The sequence below is a fragment of the Actinokineospora sp. NBRC 105648 genome, from assembly GCF_030269645.1.
In the GTDB taxonomy this organism is placed as follows: domain Bacteria; phylum Actinomycetota; class Actinomycetes; order Mycobacteriales; family Pseudonocardiaceae; genus Actinokineospora.
The window spans coordinates 193,128-208,333 of the sequence record NZ_BSTR01000007.1 but is presented as its reverse complement, the minus strand read 5'-3'; the positions used below and the strand labels follow the sequence as shown (position 1 = coordinate 208,333).

Annotated in this window: 17 protein-coding genes and 1 pseudogene; 13 read left to right on the top strand and 5 right to left on the bottom strand. The window is 64.1% G+C overall.

The features are described from left to right. Positions 1-47: 47 nt before the first annotated feature. Positions 48-947, bottom strand: coding sequence for a DMT family transporter (locus QSK30_RS09790; RefSeq protein WP_285501543.1), 900 nt, complete (start codon positions 945-947; stop codon positions 48-50). A gap of 187 nt (positions 948-1,134) precedes the next feature. On the opposite strand from QSK30_RS09790, the gene QSK30_RS09785 reads away from it, so the two are divergent. The 3 genes from QSK30_RS09785 (at position 1,135) to QSK30_RS09775 (ending at position 4,423) form a co-directional block, all read left to right on the top strand. Continuing rightward, positions 1,135-1,740, top strand: coding sequence for a nitroreductase family protein (locus QSK30_RS09785; RefSeq protein ID WP_285501541.1), 606 nt, complete (start codon positions 1,135-1,137; stop codon positions 1,738-1,740). A gap of 825 nt (positions 1,741-2,565) precedes the next feature. Then, positions 2,566-3,825: a DUF262 domain-containing protein gene (locus tag QSK30_RS09780; protein ID WP_285501539.1), complete on the top strand. Its 1,260-nt coding sequence runs from the start codon at positions 2,566-2,568 to the stop codon at positions 3,823-3,825. After that, positions 3,815-4,423, top strand: a complete 609-nt coding sequence (locus tag QSK30_RS09775) for a HEPN domain-containing protein (protein WP_285501537.1) — start codon at positions 3,815-3,817, stop codon at positions 4,421-4,423. Before QSK30_RS09780 ends, QSK30_RS09775 begins: the two co-directional genes overlap by 11 nt. 168 nt (positions 4,424-4,591) lie before the next feature. On the opposite strand, the gene QSK30_RS09770 is transcribed toward QSK30_RS09775, so the two are convergent. Continuing rightward, positions 4,592-5,950, bottom strand: a complete 1,359-nt coding sequence (locus QSK30_RS09770) for a helix-turn-helix domain-containing protein (RefSeq protein ID WP_285501535.1) — start codon at positions 5,948-5,950, stop codon at positions 4,592-4,594. 706 nt (positions 5,951-6,656) lie between these two features. Between QSK30_RS09770 and QSK30_RS09765 the strand changes: the two genes are divergently transcribed. After that, positions 6,657-7,010: a hypothetical protein gene (locus QSK30_RS09765; RefSeq protein ID WP_285501533.1), complete on the top strand. Its 354-nt coding sequence runs from the start codon at positions 6,657-6,659 to the stop codon at positions 7,008-7,010. An 11-nt stretch (positions 7,011-7,021) separates the two neighbouring features. On the opposite strand, the gene QSK30_RS09760 is transcribed toward QSK30_RS09765, so the two are convergent. Together QSK30_RS09760 and QSK30_RS09755 are read right to left on the bottom strand one after the other, a co-directional pair. Further along, positions 7,022-7,498 carry an NUDIX hydrolase gene (locus QSK30_RS09760; RefSeq protein WP_285501530.1) on the bottom strand — a complete coding sequence of 159 codons (477 nt, stop codon included), beginning with the start codon at positions 7,496-7,498 and terminating at the stop codon, positions 7,022-7,024. 11 nt (positions 7,499-7,509) lie between these two features. Next, a complete protein-coding gene (locus QSK30_RS09755) occupies positions 7,510-8,253 on the bottom strand; it encodes a DUF5919 domain-containing protein (protein ID WP_285501528.1) in 744 nt (247 codons plus the stop codon). 148 nt (positions 8,254-8,401) lie between these two features. Here QSK30_RS09755 and QSK30_RS09750 point away from each other — a divergent pair, with 148 nt between their 5' ends. The 9 genes and pseudogenes from QSK30_RS09750 (at position 8,402) to QSK30_RS09715 (ending at position 14,370) form a co-directional block, all read left to right on the top strand. Next, positions 8,402-8,821: a plasmid replication, integration and excision activator gene (locus tag QSK30_RS09750; protein WP_285501526.1), complete on the top strand. Its 420-nt coding sequence runs from the start codon at positions 8,402-8,404 to the stop codon at positions 8,819-8,821. After that, positions 8,818-9,045: a hypothetical protein gene (locus QSK30_RS09745; protein ID WP_285501525.1), complete on the top strand. Its 228-nt coding sequence runs from the start codon at positions 8,818-8,820 to the stop codon at positions 9,043-9,045. The genes QSK30_RS09750 and QSK30_RS09745 overlap by 4 nt, the downstream gene beginning before the upstream one ends. Positions 9,046-9,054: 9 nt before the next feature. Beyond that, positions 9,055-9,327, top strand: a complete 273-nt coding sequence (locus QSK30_RS09740; RefSeq protein ID WP_285501618.1) for an AMED_5909 family protein — start codon at positions 9,055-9,057, stop codon at positions 9,325-9,327. Positions 9,328-9,548: 221 nt separating this feature from the next. Beyond that, positions 9,549-10,145: pseudogene (locus tag QSK30_RS37130) on the top strand (FtsK/SpoIIIE domain-containing protein); the annotation flags it as partial. 66 nt (positions 10,146-10,211) lie between these two features. Then, entirely contained in the window at positions 10,212-11,000 is a 789-nt protein-coding gene (locus QSK30_RS09735) for an FtsK/SpoIIIE domain-containing protein (protein ID WP_285501523.1), read from the top strand. 5 nt (positions 11,001-11,005) lie between these two features. Next, a complete protein-coding gene (locus QSK30_RS09730; RefSeq protein ID WP_285501521.1) occupies positions 11,006-11,389 on the top strand; it encodes a hypothetical protein in 384 nt (127 codons plus the stop codon). Next, positions 11,386-12,966, top strand: coding sequence for a replication initiator (locus tag QSK30_RS09725; RefSeq protein ID WP_285501519.1), 1,581 nt, complete (start codon positions 11,386-11,388; stop codon positions 12,964-12,966). The genes QSK30_RS09730 and QSK30_RS09725 overlap by 4 nt, the downstream gene beginning before the upstream one ends. A 13-nt stretch (positions 12,967-12,979) precedes the next feature. Beyond that, positions 12,980-13,174 carry a helix-turn-helix transcriptional regulator gene (locus QSK30_RS09720; RefSeq protein ID WP_285501518.1) on the top strand — a complete coding sequence of 65 codons (195 nt, stop codon included), beginning with the start codon at positions 12,980-12,982 and terminating at the stop codon, positions 13,172-13,174. Positions 13,175-13,278: 104 nt separating this feature from the next. After that, positions 13,279-14,370, top strand: a complete 1,092-nt coding sequence (locus tag QSK30_RS09715) for a site-specific integrase (protein ID WP_285501515.1) — start codon at positions 13,279-13,281, stop codon at positions 14,368-14,370. A 1-nt stretch (position 14,371) separates the two neighbouring features. Here QSK30_RS09715 and QSK30_RS09710 read toward each other — a convergent pair whose 3' ends face one another. Then, entirely contained in the window at positions 14,372-15,202 is an 831-nt protein-coding gene (locus QSK30_RS09710; protein WP_285501513.1) for a hypothetical protein, read from the bottom strand. Between the last annotated feature and the right edge of the window lie 4 nt (positions 15,203-15,206).

Here is a 15,206-nt window from a genome sequence, read left to right as displayed (position 1 = left end):
GGTTCCTCCCTGGGGTGCGTCAGGCCCCAAGCTAGATCACCACACCGTCATCGCGCGCCCTGTGAACGCGCGAGCTCGCGCTCCCGCTTGCGGCTGCGCGACACGGCGACACCGGTGAGGCAGATCGCGCCGCCGAGCAGGGCAAGGGCGCTGGGCACCTCGTCGAGGAAGATCCAGGACAGCAGGACGACCAGGGCCGGGACGGCGTAGGTGCTGGCGCCGAGCTTGCCCGCCGTGGTGCGGGAGAGGGCGTAGGCCCACGTGTAGAACGCCAGCGCGGTGGGGAACAGGCCCAGGTAGACCATGCCGAGGGTGGCGCTGAGCGGGGCGGTCTGCAGGTCGTCGACCAGCTGGCCGGAGAACGGCAGGCAGGCGATGGCCCCGATGGTGCAGCCGAACGTGGTGACCTGCAGCGCCGAGGCGTGCCGCAGGGCGGGTTTCTGCAGCACCACGCCGCAGGCGTAGCTGATCGCGGCGACCAGGCAGATGCCGACACCGAGGAGGCTGGTCTTGCCGTCGCCACCGCTCGCGATGCCCACCACGACGGCACCCGCGAACGACACGGCCATCCCGACCATCAGCCGGGGCGGGAAGCCCTCCTTGAGCAGCCAACCGCCGAGCAGGCCGATCAGCAGCGGACCGATGTTGACCACCAGGGCGGCGGTGCCCGCGTCGACCTGGCGCTCGCCCCAGTTGAGGGCGACCATGTAGAAGCCGAACCACAGCACCCCGGACAACGCGATCCCCGGCCAAGCCCGCCGGGACGGGAGGCCCTCGCGGCGCAGACCGAGGACGAGCAGCAACGCGATGGCCCCGGAGAGCAACCGCCCCAACGCCAACGCCCCCGGCGCGAAGTGCGGCGTGGCGTGCCGGATGACCACGAACGCCGACGCCCACAACACGACCGTGACCACGACAGCGGCCAGCGCCTTGCGATTCCGCCCCATCGACTTCTCCCCCTCCACAGTGGATCCGGTGTGGAGAACACCGGGCCCCCGGGCAGGGTTGCACGGCGGCGCCGTCGGCGTGCGGAACTTTGCTGCCATTCTGCGGACACTTCCTGCCAGGGGCTTTCTGTCCACAGTGGACATCGATGGGTTGTCGGCCCTGGTCGCCGCCCGGTACCGTCGAACCATGGAGTTCGCCGAGGTGATCCGCAGGCGCCGGATGGTGCGCCACTACACCGACCAGCCGCTCACCCAGGAGGTCATCGACCGGGTCCTGGCCAGCGCACTGCGCGCGCCGTCGGCGGGGTTCTCGCAGGGCTGGGCGTTCCTGGTGCTCACCGAGCCCGCCGACCGGGCCCGGTTCTGGCCCCTCATCCCCACCCGGGTCGAGCAGACACCGGCGATGCAGGACGCGCCACTGGTCGTGGTCCCGTTGGCGCACAAGCAGGCCTACCTCGACCGCTACGCCGAACCGGACAAGGGCTGGGAAGACCGCGCGGAGGCGCGCTGGCCCGCGCCGTACTGGTACATCGACACCGGAATGGCCGCCCTGATGATGCTCCTGACAGCCGTGGACGAGGGCTTGGGGGCGTGTTTCTTCGGCATCGCCCCGGAAAACCTCGCCGGCTTCCACGCGGAGTTCGCTGTGCCCGCGGAATACGCCCCCATCGGCGCGATCACCGTGGGCTACCGAGCCCCGGACCTCCCACCCCAACCAGACCGCGTCGCCCAACGCCGCCGCCCCGCAACCGACGTCTTCCACCACGGCCAGTGGGACGGGGCGCGCTCGTAGGAACGAGTCCAGCCGAAAACCGTCCGTAAACCGTCTCCCGGACCGTGGATGATCACCCGCATGACGAAGCCCCAGGTCGCTGACCTGGGGCTTTGTGGGCCGCCTGGGGCTCGAACCCAGAACCTACGGTTCGCCGCTCTGTCCTTTGTGATGCCTGCCGTGGACTGTTGCTAGCTGCTCTCACCTGTCTGAACGGCGGCGGAGGTCCGTCGATCTCAAGCGTCGATGATGGTCGTTTGTCGACCTTTTCGCGGGGTTAGTGCGGGGGATGATCATGCTCTTTCAGCCGTTGTGCCTGGTCGGCGCCACGCACCCGCTGCCCGTCGCAACGCTCCCGTAGTGCGATCCGCGCGGCATACATGAGCACCAGCGGTCGTGTGCGCGGATCGTACTGCGGGCTCCCGGGGTCCAGGGGCGGGCGCCCCTGGTACCACTCACCGTCAGTCCAGGTACTTGCTAGCGGCGCGCCCGGCTCGAAACCGTCGGCCCGTCAGCCTGCGACAGTCTGAGCTTGACGTCGTCCACCAGTCCGCGCGGTGACGAGCCCGCCAAGCCCCTCAATCCGGTGATGGTCCGCTTGGCTGGCTTCTTAAGGCTGTTGCCGTGCCGCCTGCGCGGCGTGGCGCGTCCCGAGGGGCGCCGGACCCGTGCCGCGCGCCAGCGCGGGCGAAGCGAAGCGGCAGCCCGCGCCTTGGCGCGATGGACCCGGGCCATACGCACACCCGCCAGGCACAACAGCGCCGCGCCGCGCAGGCGGCGCGGCCTTGATCCCCTAGAGTCATCTTCAGCAACAAGCGGATGCTCGAGGGCCAAGTGGGAGGCGATATGACCGACACCGACGATGAATTGATTGCAGACGATCTCGAAAACTCCGACCTCGCACTGTTCTCGGTTGAGCCGGAGAATTCCGGTACCGAGTCAGAGTCGGACATTGCGGAGATCAAAGATATGGATTTCCGCAATGTTGTTCTTGCGCCGTCAGATTGGACCGTCCAAACAATAATTTCCCAACTTGGATCCAAGTCGTTTGACCTAAATCCAGATTTTCAAAGGCGGAATGCATGGACGGACAGTCGAAAGAGCAAGTTCATCGAGTCCCTCATCTTGGGCCTGCCCATTCCACAGATTACGTTTGCCGAACATGAGATCGATGACGACGGATTCACCAGGTACATCGTCATAGATGGAAAGCAGCGGCTCCTTGCATTGGAATCGTTCTATTCGGAACACAGTCCTTTGCAGCTCAACGGGTTGACCGTGCTCCCGCAGCTTAATGGGTTGACGCGAGCAGACATACTCAGCGACGCGGCGATCAGTCGATACGCGAACAGGCTAACCAATAGGACCATCCGAACTGTTGTAATAAAACAATGGCCCAGTAAAGAGTTTCTGCACCTAGTGTTTCATCGGATCAATCATCAAACACTACCCCTTTCTGCGCAAGAGCTCCGGCAGGCTCTTTCGCCAGGTCCCTTTACCCGATTTGCAGATGACTTCGCTGGACGAAGCCGTGAACTCCATCGAATTCTGGGCGTTTCCCAGATGCCCGACTTTCGTATGCGTGACGTCGAACTTCTCGTAAGGTTTCTGGCTTTTCGTTTCAATATCGAAGCTTACCGAGGGAATCTCAAAAAGTTTCTTGACGAAACCTGTGATGAACTAAACAGAAACTGGCGTACGACAGAATCCGCTGTGCTAGACGAGTCGCGTAAATGTAATGAAGCAATTCGGGCCACAGAAGAAATATTTGGTGATCACGCATTTCATCGAGTAGCTGAAACAGGACAGTGGGAGACCCGATTCAACCGGACCGTATTTGACATCATGCTATATTACTTTTCCGATCCGCGAATTGTCGACCTAGCTTTGGTTGACAAAGACGCAGTCGTGAGCGCATTCTATGAGTTGAATACTAGCGACAGGATCTTCTCTTTGGCTTTGACGACCACAACTAAAACAGTTGGTGCAACTTCTCGAAGGCTAAGTGCTTGGGGTGACAGACTGTCGGAAGTTCTGAATGTATCCCTTAAAGTCCCCCGGCTAACTGAAGGTGGGAGAAGAATAGAAATCGACGATGTGGACTGAATATCGCGAACTCTTGTCGCGCATCCGCAAATTGTCGAAAGAGTTCCTGCCGAAAATTAGTCCCACAGCGAGCTACCGGGATGACCAAGTTCGACAAATGTTCGCATTCAGACTTTCTGCGCACGCTGAAATGGAGGGATTTCTAGAATTATGCGCTCAGGAGCTTGCAACTGAATTGGCTATGAAGAACTCGAAAGGAATTTTATCGAAGACTGTCGCGGAGTTAATCGTCGAACACAAGGAAAAGTGTGATTTCCCCCCCATGTCGGTGACTAAGAGGCCTAAGGATATTCAGGACAGGGTGAACAAGGCGTTAAACAAGGTCCAGGGTGAAATCTCACAGAACAACGGTGTGTCAGAAAAGGACGTACTGAAGCTGTTCGTTCCGCTGGGCATTGATATAGACGGCAGTTGGCATCCATGGCTGAACTCAATGAATGATGTAAGCCAGGCGCGAGGGCGCGTGGCTCACCGAAGCTGGGTGGTGGGAGGAAGTCAGATCCCTACTCCGCAGGCAGAACGAGCCCGCCTAGTTGGCCCCCTCTTTGGCATGCGACGCCTAATCGAAGAAATCGAAGTAATCCGCGCAGTTTCCTGACTTTACGATTTTTGCGGTGGCGATACTGGCGGTCTTGGCCAGTAGGCCGATGAACTAGCGTGGATCCCTCATGCTGCTTCCGTGGACGAGCATTGATGATCGCCATCCGGGCTGAGGTCGCATCGCCGCAGGCAAGGGCATGAGCTCGCAGGATGATTGGCTGGGGAATCAGTCGGCAGCGAATGCGTCTGTGCGATGAGCTAGGCCTACGGCCTCAGGGTTCGTGGCGTGGTGACGGGCGGCTGCCGCGAGGGTGCCAACCTGCTCAGCCAGCATGCGTGATGCGATGCTTGCGCTGATGTCTAGGACTTCGTGTCCGAGCTGTACTCCGAGTGCAATGTCTCCGCCGCGTAGGTGGCAGGTGGCTAGGTTGGCCAGGCTGAAGGCTTGGCGTTTGGTTTTGCCGGGGTCGGTTGTGGCTGTGTAGGCGGTGAGGGCGTCGATTGCTGCGGGGCAGTGTGTGCGGTCTCGGTCGGCCAGGGCGGCGAGGGTCTTGCCGGACTCGGCTGCGAGGGTGGCGGTGGTGTAGTCGCAGGGCAGGCGTGGTGCGTCGTGCTCGGCTGGGATCTTGGCCAGGGCGTCTGCGGCGAGGCTGAGTGCGTCGTGGGCTTGGGGCTTCTTGCCTGCGGTGGCGTAGGCGCGGGCCTTGGTGGACATGAGCCATGCGGTGGTGGCGTGGGATTGGGCGCGTTCTGCGGGGATGGCGCCGACTCCGACGATCTGTAGGGCTTCGTCGATGTGGCCGTGGCGTAGGTAGACGCGGGCGGTGCAGTCCAGGGTCAACGCCGATCGCATGGGGTCATCTGCGGTTTCTGCGGCTATGACAGCCTGGCCCAGGTAGCGGACGGCTGCGCCCGGTAGGCGCATGTCGTAGCTTGCCCATCCGGCCAGGCGGAGCAGGTCGGATAGGACGACGTGTAGGTCCTTCTCGACCTGGTCGGTGTGGGCGGCTCGCATGAGCGTTTGTGCCCATGCCACTTGGGCGATCACTGCGTCTCGGACGGCGCCTCCGCCCAGTGCTTTCTCCTGGGTCCACAGGGCGGCGGTGACCTGCGCGAGCTGGTGCACCTCGGTGGCTCCCACTCGGGCGGGAGTCGGGGTGGGAGTGGTCGGGGATGCCAGGATGGCCAGGTCGGCCGCGGTGAGTCCTGCGCCCATGGCGACCTTGGCGAGCAGCCCTAGGAAGTCTCGTCGGTCGGGCATGGTGTCTTCTTCGCGCGGCTGGTCGCCTGCTGACGGAGTGGTGTCGTTGCTGGCCAGGCCCATGAGGCCGCGGGGGATGCCCAAGCCGTCGGCGATGCGCGCCAATACTTGGTAGGACTGAACCTGGCGGCCGGCGATGACCTTGGATACCTCGGGCTGGGAGTGCCCGGTCAGCGCGGCGATGCGTCGCTGTGAGACGCCGATCCGGCCGAGCTGGCGATACACCTGCCCAATGTCGTGGGCTGCGAGAGCAGACCGCATCACCGGGTCGTTCCACACCGCCGGTTCGATCGGGGCTCTGGGGTGGTCGCCGTTGGTGTTCATTGCTGCCTCCGGGTGCTGCCTGCCTGCTCATCTCACGGTAGCTGACTAAGCGCGCAGCGTGAGCCTGTCAAGGGTGATTGGCCCTGACAGCCTGGGCTGATGTCGCAAGGTGATGCCTCGCGCATATCACCGGCCCCGGCGGCCCGATCACCGCGCGACATCCTCAACGTGATGGTGCGGGCAAAGGGCGCAAACGGATCGGTCGCTGCATTCTCGAACCTGGCACCCGGCGCGGGTTGTGCGCTCTTCCATGCCCCGGTTGACGTGCACCAGCCCCCGCGCTGGGTGCCAACCAGCAAACCCGAGGAAGGAACACTTCAGGGCTGCGGAGAGGATGGATCTAGTGGCCGCGAAACTCCTGCCAGTCGCACACGACCTCGACGTCTGCGTCCACGCGTTACGTGCACGACGTTGGCACATCGTTGACGGTCCGCCACTGCCAGGCGCGATTGGTGCCATTCTGAGATGGCCGGGCGTTCTCGATGTGATCATCCTGCGGGCCGACCGGACAGTTGCGTACCGAACTCCTAGGCATGCCAAGGCCGACCCATTCCGGCCCGCATACGTCACAGACCATTACACCGGTCCTGCGCTGTGGGTTGTCCGATGGCTGCTCACCCTCGAACCGCCTGGCAGCGCTCTGCGCGCCCTGCGCTGCCCACCTGTGAATCTTGTAACTCCGGAGTGACGACCAACGGTGTCAGGAATGAAAACCATGCGACGTATCGCGACTCTTGCGCTTGTTTTGTGCTCGCTTTTCATCTCTTACGCCCTGGGCCGGCGGCAGCGCGCAAGTCCCACAACACAGGAGCGTTCGAATGGTGGCGTCGTCGACGGGGAGGGGGCCACGGAATGGCCGTCAACCCTGCCATTCCTGAGCGTGAGCCTGAAGGATGTGACGCGCGCAATCAAGGTGCTCACGAAGGCCCTCGATGACCAGTATCTACACGCCGCCGACGTGGATATCGCTTTGCATGATCTGGAATGCAATGCGGAGGGCATCGTGGAGTGCGTGCGGTGGATGCGAACTAATCCTTCGCCTTGGCCTTCTGATGAATAGCTTGGCGACCGTCAGGTGTAAAAAGGGCATTCCGCAGGGTTGCGGGCATGCTGGAGACGTAGGCGGATGGAGGGATGGATTGACTCGGCGAGTTGATCCGTCTCGCTCTCGGTGATCCACAGGGCTTCCTTGCTCTCGCTGCTGGTCTCCAGTGCGCCTCCTGTTGCTTCGCCGCGGAAGCAGATGGAGAACTCCTGTCGGACTTCGCCGTCGGTGTACTCCACCACGTGGGCGGGGTTGCTGTAGATGCCGATGAGGCCGGTGACAGCGATGTCGATGCCGGTCTCTTCCTTCACCTCGCGGATGACGGTCTCGGTCATGGTCTCGCCGAGTTCGTGGGTGCCACCGGGGATGGAATACAAGTCGTTGTCGGTCCGGCGGATCATGAGGACTCGGCCCTGGTCGTCTTCGACATAGGCGCTGCACGCGATGGCGATGCTGTTCGCCTCGGGCGCGTTGGGGTCGTTGAGGTAGTCCTTGCGGGCCATGCGGTGGGCTCCTAGAAGGTGGCGGGCTTGGACAAATTCCAGACGGCTTCGAAGCTCTCGGAGTAGGTCTCGAAGAGGTCGCCTGCGGAGAGTCGGCGCAGGTGCAGGCTCGGGGCGTGGGCTCCTTGGAAGCCGTACACGTGCGTGTTGATGATCATTTCGTCGTCGAAGCGGAAGATGCTGTTGTAAAGGGTCGTGCGGTGGAACCGCATCTCCACGCCGTGTACCCCGATCAGCGGGCGGTAAGACACCAGGGCGTTGCGGATCCGGGCTGACAGGACGCCCTCCCCTAGCTCTTCCTCGGCGCTGCGGGTAGCTACCTCTGGGCTGTCGGGGTCGCCGAACAGCAGCCGGATGCGGGCACCTTCGGCGGCCTTGGCGGCGAGTTGCTTGACGAACCTTGGGCGCTCTACCAGGAACAACGCCGAGTGCATGAGCAGTTCGACGTGTTCGGTCGCGTCGCCGATGAGGCGGTCCCACAGCTCGGCGGGGATGGAGTTGCGGTGGGGGTAGACCTTGACCAGCTCGGAGCTGGCGATCTCGGCTTTGCGCTCCGGAGCGACCGCGTCGGGCCACAGGTAGTTCTCGGACTCGCGGACCATGGCTGAGATGGTGTGCCGGTGCTTCGGGTACGGCACCCGACCCAGGGTGATCCAGCGCTCGACGGTCTTGGGGTCCACGCCGGTGGCCTTGGCGACTTTCTCCAGGTCAAGGCCATTGCGGAGCAGCGAGTCCCGCAGACGTTCGTTCGGCACGGCAGCTCCTTGGACGTGTAGGGACGTCTTCACCGTACGCCAGGACGTCCGCACACGTCCCGCTATGCGGTGCTCCCGTCCTCTCTTGTGGACGAAAGTTGGACATGCCCGGGAACTGCCCGGTGCGTCTGACCAGGAGGAACGACATATGCCTGTCATCCCTACGCGGTTCATGGTCGAGTTCGGGACGGTGTTCCCGCTGGGTGCGTTCGTGCTCGGTGTGGAGCCGTCGATGGCGTTCTCGGACAACCCGGCCGCGCCGAAGGTGCAGGAGCGGGACAAGGAGACGGGGCAGCTCGTCTGGACGGTGCGGGCGTTGGACGCGAACGAGGAGGCGGCGCGGTTCGGCGCGGAGTTCAAGGTGAAGGTCACTGCTGATCACCAGCCTGTTCCGCCGGCGAAGGCAAATGGGTTCCCGTTCGCGGCGGTGGAGTTCGAGGGGATGACGATCACCCCGTATGCGAACAACAAGGGGCGGATCGCGCACAGCTTCCGCGCGACGGGTATGCGAGCACCGGTGGTGGGGCGGGCGAACAAGCCTGCGGGTGAGCAGAAGACGGCCGCGTGACCTCCGACGCCAGCGACATGCGCGACATGGTGCAGATCAACGTCACGGCGAACCTGCCGATCCAGGTCAAGGCCCTGCCGTTCGCTGACCGGCTGGAGATCCGGTTCGGCAAGGCGTTCCCGGTCGCCCTGATCGTCGATGCGGCAGCTCTGAGGAACCTCGCCGACGCGCTCGCGGCGGGATGTGAGCAATTGACGACGGCGATCCGTGAGCTGGAGGACTGAGCGGTGGCCATGTCGATCCCGCGTTGGTGGTCGGGTGGTCCGGTTCCCGTGACACTGGCCCGCGCACGCGAGTTCGTGCGGCCTGGGCCTGAGGTATCGGCGTCGCGGGATGAGTGGATCTCCTATTACGAGTACTGCGCGCGGGTCTTCAGCGCGGTCTCGCGGATTGACGTGAAACACAAGTTCGAGGCGACGGCGGAAGCCGGTATCGCCCAAGACTGGGCAGAGAAACTCAGGGACAACCGCGAGCAGGTGGAGCCTGTCGCCTACTACATTCCCTGACTATCCATATTGGACTTGACACGTGTTCGGCACGTGGCGATGACGCACGTCCTCGTTGTGATGCAACGGGATGAAGGCACAGGAGCGGATGAAGGTTGGTCGCCGTTTCCGCTCCTGTGCTGTCCACACCAGACATCGGAGTAGACAATGAACACGCTAGAGCACGGCGCTTTGCAAGCGCCAGCAAGGTCCACCTTCCGGAGTACCGGGGGTGGCGCGTGATGGGGAAGCGGGAGAGTTCGCGGTGGGTTGATCCGGCGCCGTTGGAGGTGTCTCGGCCTCGGTTGCCGTGGTGGACGTTGTTGCCGTTGGGGGCGAAGGTGGCGTTGTTGCCGTTCGCGACGGTGTGGGTGTGCCTGTGGTTGGCGTGGCAGGTCGGGCGGGTGGTGCGGCGGTATCCGTTGACGGTGGGCCTGGTGCTCGTTGTCGGTTGGGGGCTGTCGGTGCTGGGTCGGTGGTGGGTTGCCGGTATCGGTGGTGGGTTGAGTGTGGGGTTGTCGGCGTGGTGGTTCTGGGCGCCGGATTCGTTCTCGCGGTGGGTGGCTCCCTGGCCGCGTACTGAGGCGCGGCGGTTCTGGCTGTACGCCTGCCAGTGGCGCAGTGTGATGCGGTTGTCCGATCTGGTGAAGGACAGGCGGGGGCGTGAGTACCGGCCTCGGTTGGGCAGGGTTCGGGCGCAGGGGTGGCGGGATTGTGTGCGGGTGCGGATGGTGAAGGGCCAGGCACCCGAGCAGTGGGAGTTGCACGCATCCGGGTTGGCGCACTCGTTTGGTGCCCGATCGTGTCGGGTGCGGGTGGTCAGGCCGGGGACGATCGAGCTGGATTTGATCCACTCCGATCCGTTGGCGGTCCCGCTCTCGGCGCCGGATTTGGGTGTTGGCAGCGTGGATTTGCGGCGGCTGGTGGTGGGGCGCACTGAGACGGGCAGGCCGTTGCGGTTGCGGCTGCTCGGGACTCACGTGCTGGTGGTCGGGGTGTCCGGGGCGGGCAAGGGTTCCCTGCTCTGGTCGGTGATCCGGGCGGTGGCGCCTGCGGTCAAGGCTGGGACGGTGCGGCTCTACGGGATCGATCCGAAGGGCGGGATGGAACTCGGGCAGGCGCCGGAGGTGTTCGCGCGGGTGGTGTTCGACAACGGCGAGTCCGCGGTGGCGCTGCTCGAAGACTTGGCGGTGGAGGTCAAGCGACGGGCCTCGACTTACCGGGGTGTGCGGCGGTCGTGGACGGCGGAGTCCGGTGACCCGTTCCTGATCCTGGTGGTCGACGAGCTGGCGGACGTGATCGCCTACCAGACCGACAAAGCGTTGCGAGACAGGGCTTCGAGGGCAGTGCAGGCGATCACGTCGCAGGGGCGGGCGCCTGGGGTGTGCGTGCTCGGCTTGTTGCAGGACCCGCGCAAGGAGGTCATCGCGTTCCGGCACTTGTTCTCCACGCGGGTGGCGATGCGGCTGGATGAGCCTGCGCAGGTGGACATGGTGCTGGGTGATGGTGTGCGGCAGCGTGGGGCGGCGGCGCATGAGATCAGCGAGCACACCCCCGGGGTGGCGTGGGTGAAGGAGGACGGGCGGCGGGAACCTGTGCGGGCTCGGGCGTTCCATGTCACCGATGCCGACCTGGTGCAGCTCGTCGGCTACGTCACCGGTCAGCCGGTGCTGGTCGGCGGGGGTGCGCGATGAGGCGCGTGAACACTGTGTTGGCGGCGGTGCTGGACCACTTGGACGTGCATCCGGAGTTGGACGCGGTCACGGTGACTGTGCACGGGTACGGCGATCTGGACGTGGTGATCCAGTGCGACGGCGGCAGCGTGGCCTGGGTGGCTCGGGTGCTGTTGGCCTGGGCGGCGACGTTGGAAGGGGTCTCTGCGATCGCGTGGCGTCCCCCGCATGGCGAGTCGGTGCACCTGGACGTGACCGGGGTCCTGCCGAGCGGGGCGAGTGTCCGGGTCTACACCGGGGTCCGGTTCGACCCGACCCGGTTCCCTGACCTCGAGCCACGCGGGCGACAGAGCCTCGGCCTGACGGTGTTGCGGGCTTGGGCTGTCGATGAGCAGGCGGTGGCGGCATGAGCACCCGCGCCCAACGGATGGCCCAGCCCCTCGCCGTCGACGTCGTGACCGCCACGGCCGAGAAGTACGGGGTGTGTGTTCGGCCGTTCACCATGGAAGTGGGTGACCTCGACACCGGGGAACTCCAGTTCGTCCCTATGCCGTGCGGGTCGACTGTGGAGTCGGTGTGCGGGCCGTGTGCCCGGAAGGCTCGGGCGTTGCGGATGGTCCAGTGCCGGGAAGGCTGGCACCTCATCGACGAACCAGTCTTCGACAAGGCCGCGCCGTCACGTGAGCACACCGAGTTGATGGAGTTCCGCGCCGATCTGGTGACCGCCTTTCGAGGCGCGGTGGGTGAGGGCCAGGCGGGCGAGGCGGACGACCTTCGTGAGGAGATCCGTACGGTCGATGACGAGCTGCGCGAGCTGGGTGTCCGGGGACGGCTGCCCTCACCGGACGCACCGGGCAAGCGGGCACCGAAGCGCTCGACCAGGCGGCGGCAGGACGCTCCGAACCTGCCTCGACGCAGGGTGGAGCGGCGGACGGTGGGGCGGGAGTACGCGGGTGGGTTCCGGCCCTCAATGTTCGTCACGCTGACTTGTGACAGCTACGGGCCGGTGCGTGCGGACGGGACACCGGTCGATCCGGGGCGGTATGACTATCGTCGCGCGGCTCGGGACGCGGTGCACTTCGCCTCCCTGCTTGACCGCTGGTGGCAGAACCTCCGCCGGGTCGTGGGCTGGGACGTGCAGTACTTCGCCACTGTGGAGCCACAGCGGCGTGCGGCTCCACACCTGCACACCGCGATCCGGGGGAGCATCCCGCACGAGGTGTTGCGGCAGGTCACCGCGGCTACCTACCTCCAGGTCTGGTGGCCACCACACGACGAACTCGTCTACCTCGACCGGCTGCCGGTGTGGGACGGCGAACGGTTCGTCGACCCCGACACCCGGCAAGCCCTCACACCATGGGCGGACGCGGTCGATGAGGTCCAGGCCCCCGCGCATGTGTCGACCTTCGGGACGCAGGTGCACTCCAAGGGGATCTTGGGCGGCTCTGAGCAGGCCGGACGGCACATCGGCTACCTGACCAAATACCTCACCAAGTCCACCGGCGAAGTGATCGAGGCCACCAGCGACCGACAACGGGCACACCACGACCGACTCCACGAGGAACTGTCGGTGACACCGTGCTCGACCCGGTGCGCGGTCTGGCTGCTCTACGGAATCCAACCCCTCGGGTGCACCAGCAAGACCACCCCCGGGCACTGCAAAGGCCGTGCGCATCGGCGAACCACCCTCGGCCTACCGGGTCGGCGGGTGCTCGTGTCGCGCAAGTGGTCGGGCAAGACGCTGGCTGATCACCGAGCGGACCGCAAGGCGTTCGTGGTCCAGGCCCTCGCCGAAGTCGGCATCAGCAAACCCGAACCAGACCGGTCGCGACAGGTCTGGCACAAGATCCAGCCCGGTGACCCGAACGTTCCGCCCCGGGCGCACCTGCTCATGCACGCGATCAGCGAACGCATCCGATGGAGAGCCGAATACGACTCCGCGATCTTGGCAGCCGAAGTTTCAGCAACACCACCACTAGCCGCCTGAACTGGGGAAACACATGAAAAGTCAACTGACGAGGGTCGGGCTGTGGGGCATTCCGGAGGTCGCGGATTACCTGGGCGTGCCTGAACAGACCGTCTACCAGTGGCGGCACAAGGGCTATGGACCACGCGGCCGGCGCATCGGCAAGTACGTCAAGTTCCGGCCCGAGGACGTCGTCTCGTGGGTTGATGAGCAACCAGAGGCGGCCTGATGGGGCGGCCGCCGTTGTCGGTCGGGACCTACGGGAAGGTACTCACCAAGAAGTACGGAAGTCAGTACCGCGCTCGGTGTCGCTATCGGCACTATGACGGCAAGGTGTACGAGGTCGAGCGGTACGCGCCATCGGAAGCGAAAGCGGAGGATCGGTTGAAGACAGCGATCCGTGACTTTATGGCTCCTGCGGCGGGGGACGAGTTCAACGGCAACACGAAGTTCGCAGTCCTGGCGGCGGCGTGGATGGCGGAGTTGGAACGGCTCGCGGATCGGGGAGTGGGGTCGTGGGGCACGATCGACACCTACCGGAGTCGGTTGCAGACTGCTGTCCAGCCGTCGCTCGGTGAACTGCGGGCCAGGGAGTTGACCGCGATGGCGTTAGACCGGGTGGTCCAGGATGTCCGAGACAAGTCGAGTGCGAGTTCGGCAAAGACTGTGCGCGCGATCATCTCCGGAGTCTGCGCGTTCGCGGTCCGGCATGGCGCGTTGGAACGGAACATCTCGCGGGATATCGGTCGGATTGATTCAAGGCAGGCCAGGAATAAGCCCTCGCAATCTCGGTCGCTGGAGTCGACTGAAGTGTTCACGCTGCTCGACAAGCTTGATGTGGACGAACAAGCGGTAGCGGATGATCTTCCGGACCTGGTCAGGTTCTTTCTCGCCACCGGGGAACGCACGGGTGAGGCGCTGGCCGCGCACTGGGAACACTTCGACCCGGCCAAGAAAATGATCAACATGCAGGGCAACGTCATCCGGGCCAGGGGTCGGGGCAAGATCCTGAACGAGGGGAAGACGGCCAACTCGGTGCGACCGATTCCGCTGCCGGAGTGGTGTGTGGTCATGCTGATTGACCGGCAGGCTCTCCTCGGTGCGACCGCGGGGCCGATCTTCGCCAGCTCGACCGGCACCATCCGTGAGGCGAGCAATGTGCGGAACCGGGCTTGGAAGCCGTTCCTCAAACGGGCAGGGTTCGAGTGGGTCACCTTCCGGACGTTCCGCAAGACAGTCGCGACGCTGCTGGACGAGGCCGGTTTGACCGCTCGACAGATTGCCGACCTGCTCGGCCACGCGCGGCCGTCGATGACACAGGACGTGTACATGGGGCGAGGAACGGTCAGTCGAGGGACTGCGGATGCCCTAGATCGAGTGCTCTCGTCAGCCCCTCCCGTGACATCAAGCGGCAAGACTACCTGAACTACCACATTTCGTTGTCGTAGGGAAATGCTTGCTCCCACAATTTTCCGGAACTCAGCAGGACCCGTTTCGAGAAGTCTGCGGCGAGCCACAAGTGGGTAATCCCTTCTGGTCGCCATGCGGGGATCGTCGGCGGACTATTTCCGTACATGATTCCGTCGACAACCCCGAAATCGAGGTCGGTGATGTTAAGAATTACAAATAGGTGATGTTCGTCGGCTGGAGTGTCTGCGACCTTTCGGACGTGTCTTCGCAGGCTGGCGGATGCAGTGAAGGCACTCTTAAGTGCGTCGTTGAGTCCAGTCAGGTTCTCATCAACCATCCCACCGACTCCATCTGGCACAACTGCGGCTTTCCGTCTCCGGGTCCCATCAAGCGCGGAAAGATTTGGATACCCTTGAAGTCTGGAACTGGAGTCGAGTGTAAGCCAATCAACGTCTTCGTCTGGATCTAGCCCAACTGCGGGCACAAGAAGTTCCGGCTTTGACACTCCCGCCTCTTCGCATATCAAGACAATCTTGCGGAAGCACATTTCCAGCCTGCGGAGATCGCGGACGTCGCCAACGATTACATCCCAGTACCACTGCCCAGGCAGGTCCCACCCGTGCCCGATCCGGCCTAGAAGGTGATCCAGTTGAATTGCCGATTGGTTCATTGCGGCCCGAGTCACTTCGAATGCCGCCAAGCGGCCATCTGGGTAGTCCAGGAACGCATCGACAACGCCTTGCCGCCCGGCCTTGTCCCAGGCGCGGGCTGTGGCACCCGTGACGCGCTCAGCGACGCGACAGGCGAGACGCTCCGCCCCATCCAGACCGTCGAGGGGGTCCTCCATCACC

Bases quoted from the DNA above. Each gene is read 5' to 3' on its own strand.
- QSK30_RS09790 (WP_285501543.1), bottom strand. From the start codon at position 947: ATGGGGCGGAATCGCAAGGCGCTGGCCGCTGTCGTGGTCACGGTCGTG.
- QSK30_RS09785 (WP_285501541.1), top strand. From the start codon at position 1,135: ATGGAGTTCGCCGAGGTGATCCGCAGGCGCCGGATGGTGCGCCACTAC.
- QSK30_RS09780 (WP_285501539.1), top strand. From the start codon at position 2,566: ATGACCGACACCGACGATGAATTGATTGCAGACGATCTCGAAAACTCC.
- QSK30_RS09775 (WP_285501537.1), top strand. From the start codon at position 3,815: ATGTGGACTGAATATCGCGAACTCTTGTCGCGCATCCGCAAATTGTCG.
- QSK30_RS09770 (WP_285501535.1), bottom strand. From the start codon at position 5,950: ATGAACACCAACGGCGACCACCCCAGAGCCCCGATCGAACCGGCGGTG.
- QSK30_RS09765 (WP_285501533.1), top strand. From the start codon at position 6,657: ATGAAAACCATGCGACGTATCGCGACTCTTGCGCTTGTTTTGTGCTCG.
- QSK30_RS09760 (WP_285501530.1), bottom strand. From the start codon at position 7,498: ATGGCCCGCAAGGACTACCTCAACGACCCCAACGCGCCCGAGGCGAAC.
- QSK30_RS09750 (WP_285501526.1), top strand. From the start codon at position 8,402: ATGCCTGTCATCCCTACGCGGTTCATGGTCGAGTTCGGGACGGTGTTC.
- QSK30_RS09740 (WP_285501618.1), top strand. From the start codon at position 9,055: ATGTCGATCCCGCGTTGGTGGTCGGGTGGTCCGGTTCCCGTGACACTG.
- QSK30_RS09725 (WP_285501519.1), top strand. From the start codon at position 11,386: ATGAGCACCCGCGCCCAACGGATGGCCCAGCCCCTCGCCGTCGACGTC.
- QSK30_RS09720 (WP_285501518.1), top strand. From the start codon at position 12,980: ATGAAAAGTCAACTGACGAGGGTCGGGCTGTGGGGCATTCCGGAGGTC.
- QSK30_RS09710 (WP_285501513.1), bottom strand. From the start codon at position 15,202: ATGGAGGACCCCCTCGACGGTCTGGATGGGGCGGAGCGTCTCGCCTGT.